The sequence below is a fragment of the Streptomyces himastatinicus ATCC 53653 genome, assembly GCF_000158915.1.
Taxonomy (GTDB): domain Bacteria; phylum Actinomycetota; class Actinomycetes; order Streptomycetales; family Streptomycetaceae; genus Streptomyces; species Streptomyces himastatinicus.
On sequence record NZ_GG657754.1, the window covers coordinates 4,035,353 to 4,046,840 of the forward strand.

Annotated in this window: 12 protein-coding genes; 4 read left to right on the forward strand and 8 right to left on the reverse strand. The window is 71.0% G+C overall.

All coding sequences use genetic code 11. The features are described from left to right. Positions 1-38: 38 nt before the first annotated feature. Positions 39-995 (reverse strand): hydrogen peroxide-inducible genes activator, encoded by a 957-nt coding sequence (locus tag SSOG_RS16440; protein WP_009715362.1) that lies wholly within the window; start codon positions 993-995, stop codon positions 39-41. 136 nt (positions 996-1,131) lie between these two features. Between SSOG_RS16440 and SSOG_RS16445 the strand changes: the two genes are divergently transcribed. Both SSOG_RS16445 and SSOG_RS16450 read left to right on the forward strand, forming a co-directional pair. After that, complete coding sequence (locus SSOG_RS16445) at positions 1,132-1,686, forward strand: peroxiredoxin (RefSeq protein WP_009715363.1); 555 nt, start codon at positions 1,132-1,134, stop codon at positions 1,684-1,686. 11 nt (positions 1,687-1,697) lie between these two features. Continuing rightward, positions 1,698-2,237, forward strand: a complete 540-nt coding sequence (locus SSOG_RS16450; protein WP_009715364.1) for an alkyl hydroperoxide reductase — start codon at positions 1,698-1,700, stop codon at positions 2,235-2,237. Positions 2,238-2,326: 89 nt separating this feature from the next. On the opposite strand, the gene SSOG_RS16455 is transcribed toward SSOG_RS16450, so the two are convergent. From SSOG_RS16455 to SSOG_RS16475, 5 genes are all read right to left on the reverse strand, one after another. Continuing rightward, on the reverse strand, positions 2,327-3,781 hold the full coding sequence (locus SSOG_RS16455) for an AI-2E family transporter (RefSeq protein ID WP_039937798.1): 1,455 nt from the start codon (positions 3,779-3,781) through the stop codon (positions 2,327-2,329). Positions 3,782-3,916: 135 nt separating this feature from the next. Then, complete coding sequence (locus SSOG_RS16460; RefSeq protein WP_039937800.1) at positions 3,917-4,630, reverse strand: aggregation-promoting factor C-terminal-like domain-containing protein; 714 nt, start codon at positions 4,628-4,630, stop codon at positions 3,917-3,919. A gap of 430 nt (positions 4,631-5,060) precedes the next feature. Continuing rightward, complete coding sequence (gene phoH2, locus SSOG_RS16465) at positions 5,061-6,398, reverse strand: RNA 5'-3' helicase PhoH2 (RefSeq protein WP_009715367.1); 1,338 nt, start codon at positions 6,396-6,398, stop codon at positions 5,061-5,063. A 395-nt stretch (positions 6,399-6,793) separates the two neighbouring features. Next, positions 6,794-7,555: an isoprenyl transferase gene (locus SSOG_RS16470; RefSeq protein WP_009715368.1), complete on the reverse strand. Its 762-nt coding sequence runs from the start codon at positions 7,553-7,555 to the stop codon at positions 6,794-6,796. Between the two features lie 361 nt (positions 7,556-7,916). Then, a complete protein-coding gene (locus SSOG_RS16475; RefSeq protein WP_009715369.1) occupies positions 7,917-8,663 on the reverse strand; it encodes a prepilin peptidase in 747 nt (248 codons plus the stop codon). 90 nt (positions 8,664-8,753) lie between these two features. Here SSOG_RS16475 and SSOG_RS16480 point away from each other — a divergent pair, with 90 nt between their 5' ends. After that, entirely contained in the window at positions 8,754-9,137 is a 384-nt protein-coding gene (locus SSOG_RS16480) for a DUF192 domain-containing protein (RefSeq protein WP_039941179.1), read from the forward strand. A gap of 54 nt (positions 9,138-9,191) precedes the next feature. Further along, a complete protein-coding gene (locus SSOG_RS16485; protein ID WP_009715371.1) occupies positions 9,192-9,602 on the forward strand; it encodes a cold shock domain-containing protein in 411 nt (136 codons plus the stop codon). A gap of 19 nt (positions 9,603-9,621) precedes the next feature. Here SSOG_RS16485 and SSOG_RS16490 read toward each other — a convergent pair whose 3' ends face one another. Next, positions 9,622-10,110: a universal stress protein gene (locus SSOG_RS16490; protein ID WP_009715372.1), complete on the reverse strand. Its 489-nt coding sequence runs from the start codon at positions 10,108-10,110 to the stop codon at positions 9,622-9,624. Positions 10,111-10,117: 7 nt separating this feature from the next. Further along, positions 10,118-11,419 carry an SLC13 family permease gene (locus tag SSOG_RS16495; RefSeq protein ID WP_009715373.1) on the reverse strand — a complete coding sequence of 434 codons (1,302 nt, stop codon included), beginning with the start codon at positions 11,417-11,419 and terminating at the stop codon, positions 10,118-10,120. Between the last annotated feature and the right edge of the window lie 69 nt (positions 11,420-11,488).

Below are 11,488 nucleotides of genomic sequence, written 5' to 3' on the forward strand. Positions count from 1 at the left end.
TCGCGGCGGGGAGGAGGAACCCCCGCCGCGGCGGCGCGTCAGCGTGCGACCCGCACCGGAAGCGGTCGCACCGCCTCGCGGAGCGTGGTGGCCAGGGCCTCGAACTCCTCCGCCCGCGCGGCCCCGGCGCGCATGGCCAGGGCGATGCGGCGGGCGGGGGCCGGGTCGGCGAAGTCGCCGGTGGCCAGGTCCTCGTTGCGGCTCGTCTCGACCCGTAGCGCGGTACGCGGCAGCAGCGTCACCCCGAGCCCGCCGCCGACGAGTTGCACCAGCGTGGAGAGCCCGGCGGCGGTCGTGGTCACCGGGGCGCCCTCGGTGCGGCCCGCCTCGCGGCAGATGTCGAGGGCCTGGTCGCGCAGGCAGTGGCCCTCGTCCAGCAGCAGCAGATCCAGCTCCTTGAGCGCCTCGCGGGGGAGGTCCGTACGCCCGCCCAGCCAGTGGTCCCGCGGCGTGACCAGCACGAAGTCCTCGTCGAACAGCGGCAGTTCCACCACCCCAGGGGCGCCGAGGGGCACCGCGAGCAGCAGCAGGTCGAGCCGCCCGTGGGCGAGCCCGTCCAGCAGCGAGGCGGTCTGCTCCTCGTGCACCTGGAGGTCGAGGCGCGGATACTGCTCACGCACCAGCCGCAGCACGGTCGGCAGCAGATACGGGGCCACCGTCGGGATCACCCCGAGCCGCAGCACCCCGGTGAACGGCGCCCGCGCCGCCTCCGCCTCCTCCAGCAGCGCACCCACCTCCGCGAGCACGGAGCGTGCTCGCACGGCCAGCCGCTCCCCCGCCGGGCTGAGGAGCACCTTGCGGGTCGTACGCTCGAGAAGCTGCACTCCGAGCGTGTCCTCCAGGGTGGCGACGGCGCCCGAAAGGGCGGGCTGGCTCATCCCGATGGCGGACGCCGCATCCCGGAAGTGCAGATGCTCGGCGACCGCGGCGAACGCCTTGAGCTGGGACAAGCTCGGCTGCCGCGGCTTTCCTGCCGGTATCGCTGTCGCGGCCACTGATAGCCACCTCCAATCAACCCGACCGAGTGTAGCTATTTCACTGATCAATGTGGCATGTGCCAGGGTGGAGATCGTCCAACCCCGGGAAACCCCCACAAAGGGTCCCTCCCACGCGAAAGCTGCAAGGAGAAACGTGCTCACTGTCGGTGACAAGTTCCCCGAGTTCGACCTGACCGCCTGCGTCTCGCTGGAGAAGGGGCAGGAGTTCGAGCAGATCAACCACAAGACCTACGAGGGCAAGTGGAAGATCGTTTTCGCATGGCCCAAGGACTTCACCTTCGTGTGCCCGACCGAGATCGCGGCCTTCGGCAAGCTGAACGAGGAGTTCGCCGACCGTGACGCCCAGATCCTGGGCTTCTCGGGCGACTCCGAGTTCGTCCACCACGCCTGGCGCAAGGACCACGACGACCTGCGTGACCTGCCCTTCCCGATGATGGCGGACTCCAAGCACGAGCTGATGCGCGACCTGGGCATCGAGGGCGAGGACGGCTTCGCCCAGCGCGCCGTCTTCATCGTGGACCAGAACAACGAGATCCAGTTCACCATGGTGACGGCCGGTTCCGTGGGCCGTAACCCCAAGGAGGTCCTGCGGGTGCTGGACGCCCTCCAGACCGACGAGCTGTGCCCGTGCAACTGGACGCAGGGCGAGGACACCCTCGACCCGGTCGCGCTCCTTTCCGGCGAGTGAGGTGAACTGACATGGCACTCGACACCCTGAAGTCCGCCCTGCCGGACTACGCCAAGGACCTGAAGCTGAACCTCGGTTCGGTGATCGGCAACTCCGAGCTTCCGCAGCAGCAGCTGTGGGGCACCGTGCTGGCCTGCGCGATCGCCTCGCGCTCGCCGCGCGTGCTCTCCGAGCTGGAGCCGGAGGCCAAGGCCAACCTGTCGCCCGAGGCGTACACCGCCGCCAAGTCGGCGGCCGCCATCATGGCGATGAACAACGTGTACTACCGGACCCGGCACCTGCTGTCCGACCCGGAGTACAACAACCTGCGCGCCGGTCTGCGGATGAACGTCATCGGCAACCCGGGCGTGGACAAGACCGACTTCGAGCTGTGGTCGCTCGCGGTTTCCGCGATCAACGGCTGCGGCATGTGCCTCGACTCGCACGAGCAGGTGCTCCGCAAGGCGGGCGTGGACCGCGAGACGGTCCAGGAAGCCTTCAAGATCGCCTCGGTGCTCCAGGCGGTCGGCGCCACCCTGGACGCCGAGAGCGTCCTGGCCGAGAACGGCTGACACCGCCCGGCCGCGTACGCCGCACAGGGCTTTCGCCGCAGAGACGAAGGGGCGCCCCACCGATCCGGTGGGGCGCCCCTTCGCGTTGCCTACGTACCCTCGCCCGGTGGCTCCGGGGGCCGGGTCGGCGCGGTGGAGATTTCGGTCGCGCCGTGCGGGCGGGAGGTGGCGCGCAGGGCGCTCTCCCTGCTGTACGAGCGCAGATAGCCGACCGCCGTGTTGAAGACCGCCACCAGCGGTACGGCCACCACCGCACCGCCGATGCCGCCGATCAGCGAGCCGCCCGCGACCGAGAGCACCACGGCGAGCGGATGGACCCGCACCGCGCGGCCGAGGATGAACGGCTGGAGCACATGGCCCTCGATCTGCTGCACCGCCAGCACCACCACCAGCACCATCCCCGCCGTGAAGACGCCCTGGGTGACAAGTGCCACCATGACCGCGAGCGCGCCGGAGACCACCGCACCGACCAGCGGGATGAAGGCGAAGAGGAAGATGAAGACGGCGAGTGGCACGGCCATGGGCACATCGAGGAAGAAGAGCCCCACGCCGATGAAGATCGCGTCGATGAGGGCCACTATCACCGTGCCGCGCACATAGGCGGTCAGCGTCGCCCAGGCCCGCGGCCCAGCCCCCGCCACGCCCGGCCGGGCCGCCGCGGGGACGAGCCCCAGCGTCCAGCCCCAGATCCGCGGCCCGTCGTACAGCAGGAACAGCGTGCTGAACATGGTCAGCAGGATGCCGGTCAGCACCTCGACCACGACCGTGACGCCTTCGAGCCCGGCCGAGGTGATCTCCTCGGTGTTGGCGCCGACGGCCTCGCGCAGGCTCTTGGCGATGTGGTTGATCTGTTTTTCCGTCACATGGAACGGGCTGTGCAGCAACCAGCGCCGCAGATCGTCGATGCCGTCCTGGAGCTTGTCGGACAGCTCGTCGACGTTCTCCATGACCTGCCACACCACGAACCACACGACCAGCCCCATGATGATGAAGCCACCGATGAAGGTGATGGTCGTGGCGAGCCCGCGGGGGACGCCCCGCAGGCGCAGCCGGGTGACGGTGGGCTCCAGCAGCGCCGTGATGAGCAGGGCGACGGTGAAGGAGAACACCACCAGCTGGATGGAGCTGATGACCTGCATCAGCACATAGACCGTCCCGGCCAGCACCAGCAGCCGCCATCCGGCCTCGGCGGCCACCCGCACGCCCCAGGGGACGGCGTCGACCGGCTCGGGCCGGGGCGCGACGGCCGGGGCGTAGGCGGGCGGGGCGGGCACACTGGGCCCCTCGGACTCGGGCCCCTCGGCTCCCTGGGGTGGCTCCTGCGGCTGCTCCGGCCTGTGCGCCTTGTGCGCCTCGTGCGCCTCGTGCGGTCGCTCCGGCCGATGCGGTGACGGCTCCGGACCCCCGGCGGGCTCGGGCGGGCGCCCGGCTCCTCCGCCGCCGCTCTCGTCACCGCGTGCTGCGGCCTCTTCGCGTTCGAGCCGAGCGGCGAGCCGGGTCAGACCGGCTCCCAATCTGCCGACCCAATCTGGCAATCTGGACATTCAGCTTTCCCTACCCCCGGTTCCCCCGTGGTCGTCGGCATGACGTTACCGGCTGCGGACGCGCGAAACCCCCGACCTGGCGGACGGGGGTTTCGCGAAGCTTACGTCGCTGAGCGGCCGGGAGGCCCGGTCCGATCAGTAGTAGTTGTTGGCCTGCCAGAACGACCATGCCTCACACGGGCTGCCGTAGCGGTCGTTCATGTAGCCCAGGCCCCACTTGATCTGAGTGGCCGGGTTGGTCTTCCAGTCGGCACCGGCCGAGGCCATCTTGGACGCGGGCAGCGCCTGCACCAGACCGTACGAACCCGAGGACGGGTTGGTGGCCTGGTAGTTCCAGCCGCTCTCGTGATCCACGATGTTGCTGAAGCACTGGAACTGGTCGCCCGGGATCATCTGCCGGGCCATGGCCTGGACCTCGGCGGTGGTGTACGAGGCCTTGATCGGGAAGGCGCTGGAGTCACGCGAGGCCGAACGGCTCGCGAGCTCCTGCTTCTTCTTGGCCTCGCGCTCCTTTGCCAGCTTCTCGGCGGCCGCCTTGTCCGCGGCGGCCTTCTTGGCCTTCGCGTCCTGGGCTGCCTGCTTGCGGGCCGCCTCCTCTGCGGACTTCTTCGCCTCCGCGTCGGCTGCGGTGGACTGAACGTCCGCCTGCTGCGTCAGGGATGCGGTCTGCGCCACGGCCTGCTGGCCGGCGGGTATGTCCGCTAGGAGCGTCGAGTCGGCGGCGGTCGCCTCGATCGGGTCGGACGAGCTCTGCTGCTCGCCACCCGCGGCGACACCGACGACGGCGCCCACAGTGGTGACCGCGGTGGCCGAGGCCACTGCGAATCCCCGGACCGAAATCCGGCTCACTCGGTTTTCCTTCCAGCGTCGCCCGCTTAGGTGACCTCGCGGGCGCAATCGTGCCCCTGACGCTGGCCTCCCCTTGTTCCGTCCCCGGTGCTGCTCAGTGGGTGTGGCTGGTCACGGGAGGCACTGGCCCGGTGCGTCCTCCCGCAGGAGGATCGCGAGGTGCTCGGGCGGCATACGGCGAACTCTCTTCAGTTCTGGTACTGCTGTGGTTCTGTACCGCTGGCGGTACTGGTGTGCCGTATGCGGGGCCTGACAGAACCCACAGACTGCCGGACACGGATACCCGGAGGCAATTCCCCGGCAGGTGTGAAAGCTCACACGCCGTTTACGCCCTAGGGTTTCTGGAAATCCACGCGCGAGAACGCGCCGCACAGCTAGGCTCATTGGCCTTTCCGTGCGGCGCGTTGCCGACGTACCGGACGCTACCGGCTCAGATGCGTCCGTCCTCCAGCATTTCGGTCACCAGTGCCGCGATCGGCGACCGCTCCGAGCGGTTGAGGGTGACGTGTGCGAAGAGCGGATGCCCCTTCAGCTTCTCGACGACCGCCACCACCCCGTCGTACCGCCCGACGCGGAGGTTGTCGCGCTGCCCCACGTCGTGGGTGAGCACCACCCGGGAGTTGGCGCCGATCCGGGACAGAACGGTCAATAGTACGTTCCGTTCGAGCGACTGCGCCTCGTCGACGATCACGAACGCGTCGTGCAGCGACCGGCCGCGGATGTGGGTGAGCGGAAGCACTTCCAGCATCCCGCGCTCCACGACCTCCTCGATCACCTCGGAACTGGTCACCGCGGACAGCGTGTCGAAGACCGCCTGAGCCCAGGGGCTCATCTTCTCGGCCTCGCTGCCGGGCAGATAGCCCAACTCCTGGCCGCCCACCGCGTACAGCGGGCGGAAGATCATCACCTTGCGGTGCTGCCGCCGCTCCAGGACCGCCTCCAGGCCCGCGCACAGCGCGAGCGCCGACTTGCCCGTACCGGCCCGGCCGCCCATCGACAGGATCCCCACTTCGGGGTCCAGCAGCAGGTCGAGCGCGATGCGCTGCTCCGCGCTGCGGCCGTGGATGCCGAACGCCTCGCGGTCGCCGCGCACCACCCGCACCTGGCCGTCCGGGGTGACCCGGCCCAGCGCCTTGCCGCGCTCGGACTGGAGGACCAGTCCGGTGTGCACGGGCAGTTCGGCGGCTTCGGGGATGTACGCGGTCTCGGCGGCGAACAGGTCGTCGACCTGCTCGGCCGAGACGGCCAGCTCGGCCATCCCGGTCCAGCCCGAGTCGGTGATCGCCAGCTCCGCGCGGTACTCCTCGGCGAGCAGCCCCACCGAGGACGCCTTGATGCGCAGCGGCAGATCCTTGGAGACGACCGTGACGTCGTACCCCTCGGCCTGGAGGTTCCGGGCGACCGCGAGGATCCGCGCGTCGTTGTCCCCCACGCGGCCCCCGTGGGTGAGGAAGGCCGCGGGCAGGATTCCCGGGTCGGAGTGGTTGAGCTCGACGCGCAGGGTGCCCCCCAGGTCGCCGATCGGGATCGGAGCGTCCAGACGGCCGAACCGGATGCGGTACTCGTCCAGCAGGCGCAGCGCCTGCCGGGCGAAATACCCCAGCTCGGGGTGGTGTCGCTTGGCCTCCAGTTCCGTGACCACCACGACCGGCAGCACGACTTCGTGCTCGTCGAAGCGGGACATGGCGCCTGGGTCGGCAAGCAGGACGCTGGTGTCGAGGACATAGGTGCGCCGGTCGTGCTCGCGGCGTTTCTTGCTGGTCACCACGGGTGGACGAACCCCCTCGGGAGAGGTTGGGGTGCGACGGCGTCGCGGGAGTGAGGTGTCCCCGCCGTAGACGGGGAGCGGACCGGGCTCAGGCCCACGGAACGGGCCGAGCGCCGGCCCTCCGCGTCATACGCACGATCCGCACAGTCGTCCGTGTGCAAAGGGCCTCCCGGGCGAACGACCCGATGCCGTCCGCTGGCAGTTCGACGCCCGACTGGACAGTGGAACAGGGCGTCGACCTGGAAGGGATATTCCCTCGAAGGTGCGGAGCCATGCAACGGCATATGACAACCCGTACGTGAACGTTGAGGAACGGGCGTGCTACACGGCGGCCGGGGCCGGACGCGGTGTCACGTCCGGCCCCGGCCGGTGAACTGCTTTGTGGGATAAGGCGATTAGTTGCCGTAGCGGCGGTGCCGCGCCGCGTAGTCACGCAGGGCGCGGAGGAAGTCGACCTTGCGGAAGGCGGGCCAGAAAACTTCGCAGAAGTAGTACTCCGAATGGGCACTCTGCCAGAGCATGAAGCCCGACAGCCGCTGCTCGCCGCTGGTGCGGATCACCAGGTCCGGATCGGGCTGACCGCGGGTGTACAAGTGTTCGGCGATGAGGTCGATGTCGACGACCTCGGCCAGCTCCTCGAAGGACGTGCCCTTGGTGGCGTGGTCGAGGAGCAGCGAGCGCACCGCGTCGGCGATCTCCTGGCGGCCGCCGTAGCCGACGGCGACGTTGACCAGTATTCCGTCGATGTGCTCCGTGTCCCGCTCGGCCTCCTTGAGGACCGCCTGGGTGCCGGAGGGCAGCAGGTCCCGGTTCCCCACGTGGTGCACCCGCCACCGGCCATCGGAGGCCAGGTCGCGCACGGCGCCCTCGATGATGCTCAGGAGCGGCTTCAGCTCCTCTTCGGGGCGGTCCAGGTTGTCGGTGGAGAGCATCCAGAGCGTGACGACCTCGACGTCCGTCTCACTGCACCAGCCCAGCATCTCCTGGATCTTGCTGGCGCCCGCCTTGTGACCCTGCTCGGTGGTACCCCCGGAGGCGCGGGCCCAGCGGCGGTTGCCGTCGAGGATGACGCCGATGTGCTTGGGCACCTGGTCGTGGTCGAGGCGGCCCTCCACCCGGCGTGCGTAGAGCCCGTACACCAGGTCGCGCAGTTTCACGTCTTCCAGCCCCTCAGTGCTTTGCATGGCTCGCCATGGCTGTCCGCCCCAAGGGCAGCACCCTACTGCGGGGCGGCGGGGGTGGCTAACCGAGCCGGTCGGACGGGGTATCGAGACACCGCACGCACGTCCGGAGGCCTTTCGGAACCCCCACCACCGTTACGTTGCGTGACGCCTCGTGCGGGCTGTGTGCCGCCGTCACGCCGCGAAGACCCCACAAAGCCCCCGTAATAGAGCGGGCCGGTCCGTGGGGGGGGAGTACGGACCGGCCCGAGGGGGGGTTTCCACCATAACCCTTCGTGAGCGGTTGTCCATGCATCGGCGAGGGTGAGGATGTACGCGGCGTCGACGGCCCGGGGCGTCAGCCGGTGCCGAGCGCCCCCAGTACCAGCCCCGCGCCCGCGCCGAGGATCATGAACGGGCCGAACGCGAGCGGCGTACCGCGGCCCGCGCGCCGCGCCAGGACCAGGGCCATCGCGTACAGCGACCCCAGCAGCACCCCGGCGAACCCGCCCCAGAACAGCACCGGCCAGCCGTACCAGCCGAGGGCCACGCCCAGCGTCAGCGCCAACTTGACGTCGCCCAGGCCCATTCCGCGCGGGCTGATCAGGAACAGCACCAGATACGCCCCGCCCAGAACCACCCCGCCCAGCAGCGCCCGCGGCCAGGACCCGGCGCTGTGCGGCAGCAGCGCGGCGGCGCCGAGCAGCGCCGCCGCGGCGCCCGCCATCGGCAGGGTCAGCACGTCCGGCAGCCGGTTCACCGCCCGGTCCACCCCCGCCAGCAGCACCGCGGGCGGGGCGAGCAGCAGCCACACCGCCAGCTCGGGGCGGGGCCCGGTGGCCGCCGCGAGGCCCGCACACACCAGCGCGGAGAGCAGGACGGGGAGCACCGGTCCGGTTCCGTACCGCACTTCGCTGTTCCCGCAGCGCGGACAGCGGGCGAGGCCCAGCCAGCCCCGGGCCGGTCCGGTGAGCGCGTGCCCGCGCGGGCAGTCCGCGCGCCACGGTTCCCCGGTCTCGACGGCCAGCCGGTACAGCGGGCGCGGCACCAGCAGCCCGGCGGCGGCGCCGTACGCGGCGGCGAGGGCGATCAGCAACGGTTGCACGGCCCGAGCCTACGGAAGGGACGGGCCTGGGGAACCCGTCGGTGGAACACTCATCCCAAGGGTGGACGACGGGTGATGAAGGGGACGTACATGGGCCGCTGGCGGGACGGCACCGGAACGCTTCGCGTCCCGGGCGGTGCGGACGTACCGCTGGAGATCGCCGCCTCCTACCGCGCCCGGTCCCGCGGGCTGCTCGGCCGGGACGGGCTGACCGGCGCGATCCTGCTGACCCCCGCGAGCGGGGTGCACACCTTCCGGATGCGCTTCGCCATCGACGTCGCCTATCTCGACCGGCGGATGACCGTGCTGACCGTCACCACCCTGCGCCCCGGGCGGCTCGGGCTGCCACGGGCGTTTTCACGCCACGTCCTGGAGGCCGAGGCGGGGGCGATGGAGGGGTGGGGTCTGCGGCGCGGCGTCCGGGTCGCGGTCGACCCCGGCCCTTCTTCGGCTCCACCGCCTTCTGTACGCTGAGCTCGGTGTTCGATGAGGTACATGAGGTAGAGGTACAGGGGTAGGGGTGGCACGTTGACAACGACGGGCAAGATTCTGCGGTTCGACGAGTTTCGCGGTTACGGCTTCATCGCCCCGGACGACGGTGGCGAAGATGTGTTCATGCACGCGAACGATCTCCTGGACGAGAAGCACCTGTTCCAGCCCGGTTCGAAGGTGCGGTTCATCCCCGAGTACGGCGACAAGGGCCCCAAGGCCTCCGAGGTCCGCATCCTGGAGCGCGGCGCCGCCCCGGTCGTCCGGTCCTCCCCGGCACCGGACTCAGGCGACGACACGATGTGCGATGTGCTCTCGGTGGCCGAATTCCGTCAGGAGCTGACCGAGACCCTGGTCGACATGGGCGGCAGCCTCACCGCCGACCAGATCAAGCAGGTGCGCCGGCGCGTCATCGAGCTGGCCCAGGCGCACAACTGGATCGAGTCCTGAGCCACCCCTGAAGGTCCGCTCAAGGCGGCGGTGGCGGCAGCGACTCGATACCGGGCGCGGGCTCGGGCCACACCAGCAGGACGGCGCAGGGTGCGTGGTCCACGACGAAGCGCGCGGCGGGCCCCAGGCTGTGGGGCCCCAGCCGGTGGCGGTCCCCGTCGCGGGCGCAGATGAGCAGGTCCACGCCGTCCGCCTCGCGCACCACCTCGTGTTCGACCCGGCCGTGCCGCCGCAAGCGGGTCACGGGCCGGTGCAGCCGCTCCGCGGCGGCGTCCAGCAGCTCGGACGCGGCGGTCGCCGCCAGCTCCTCCAACTGATCGCCGGGATCCCGTCCGGGGCGGCCCCGGCCCAGCAGCCCGGCGAAGGCGCCGTGCGCGGCGCCCGCCACGTGGTCGTCGGTGACGTACAGCAGGCGGACCTCGGCGTCGGCGTCCGCGGACAGCTGGTCGCGGGCGGCGTCCACGGCGGACTGCCAGGTTCCCTCGGCGATCCAGATGAGCACGATCATGAGTTCCTCATAGCGTCGCCAGCATGGCCCATAGCGCCACCGTCGCCGCCACCAGCGTGGTCGGCACGGTGAGCAGCCCGAGGCGGGTGAACTCGCCCAGCCCGGAGTCGGCGTCCGCCCCGTGGTGGCGGACGATACGCCGCCACAGCAGCGTGGCCAAGGAGCCGACGTAGGTCAGGTTGGGGCCCAGATTGACCCCGATCAGCACGGCCAGGACCGGGCCCGGGCCGCCCTCGGCGGCGATCGGCAGCAGCGCCAGCGTCGCGGGCAGGTTGTTGACGAGGTTCGCCAGCGCCGCCGCGATGGCCGCGATCGCGAGCAGTGTGGGCAGGCCCGTGCCGACCGGCAGCACCCGGGACAGCGCCGCCTCCAGGCCGTTGTCCAGGACCGCCTGCACCACGACGCCCAGGGCGAGCACGAACAGGCAGAACAGCGGGCCCGCCGCGCCCACCACGCCCCGTACGGTCGTCGTCCGCCGCGCCACCGCCCGCACCGCGAGCACCAGCGCCCCCGCCCCCGCGGCCCACGCGGGCTCCAGGCCGAGGAGCGACGTCACGACGAACCCGGCCAGGGTCAGCCCCAGCACGGTCAGCGCGAACACCGGCACCCGCGGCCACTCGGCGGGCGGCGGCTTCGTCGTCCCTGCGGCCAGGTCCGCGGCGAAGAAGCGGCGGAAGACCAGGAATTCGATGGCGATGGACACCAGCCAGGCCGGGGCCATGACCAGGGCGAACCGGGTGAACGACAGCCCGCTCGCCTCCAGTGCGAGGAGGTTGGTGAGGTTGGAGACCGGCAGCAGCAGCGAGGCCGAGTTCGCCAGGTGGGTGCAGGCGTAGACATGCGGGCGGGAGCGGGCGCCGAGCCGGGTCGCGGTCGCGAACACCACGGGCGTCAGCAGGACGACGGTCGCGTCCAGGCTCAGTACGGCGGTGACCGCCGCCGCCACCGCGAACACCCCGCCCAGCAGGCGGTCCGTACGCCCCCGGCAGGCACGGGCCACGGCCTGTCCGGCGGCCTCGAACACCCCCTCGTCCGCGCACATCTGCGCCAGCAGCAGCACGGCCGCCAGGAACCCGACGACGGGCAGCAGGCTCCGCGTCTCCTCCCACGCCGCCGCCGGTGTCACGGCCCCCGCCCCCACCACGACCGCGGCCGCGGGCACCGCCGCGACCGCCTCGGGCCAGCCGCGGGGGCGGGCGACGGCGAACGCCAGCACGGCGAGGAGGAGGGTGACGGCGAGGATCTCGGCGACGGTGGTATTCAGGGGAACTCCCGCGCGGGGTAAAACGACGCCCCCATGATGCGGCATGGGAACACCGCGGGTTCCCCCGGAGGGGCTGGGTTGTGCGTACCCGGAACGGGGCGGGCGGCGCGGTTG

What these genes read in the sequence shown, in the direction of transcription:
- SSOG_RS16450 (WP_009715364.1), top strand. Translation starts at nt 1,698, where the DNA reads ATGGCACTCGACACCCTGAAGTCCGCCCTGCCGGACTACGCCAAGGAC.
- SSOG_RS16455 (WP_039937798.1), bottom strand. Translation starts at nt 3,781, where the DNA reads ATGTCCAGATTGCCAGATTGGGTCGGCAGATTGGGAGCCGGTCTGACC.
- SSOG_RS16480 (WP_039941179.1), top strand. Translation starts at nt 8,754, where the DNA reads ATGGGCCGCTGGCGGGACGGCACCGGAACGCTTCGCGTCCCGGGCGGT.
- SSOG_RS16490 (WP_009715372.1), bottom strand. Translation starts at nt 10,110, where the DNA reads ATGATCGTGCTCATCTGGATCGCCGAGGGAACCTGGCAGTCCGCCGTG.
- SSOG_RS16495 (WP_009715373.1), bottom strand. Translation starts at nt 11,419, where the DNA reads ATGCCGCATCATGGGGGCGTCGTTTTACCCCGCGCGGGAGTTCCCCTG.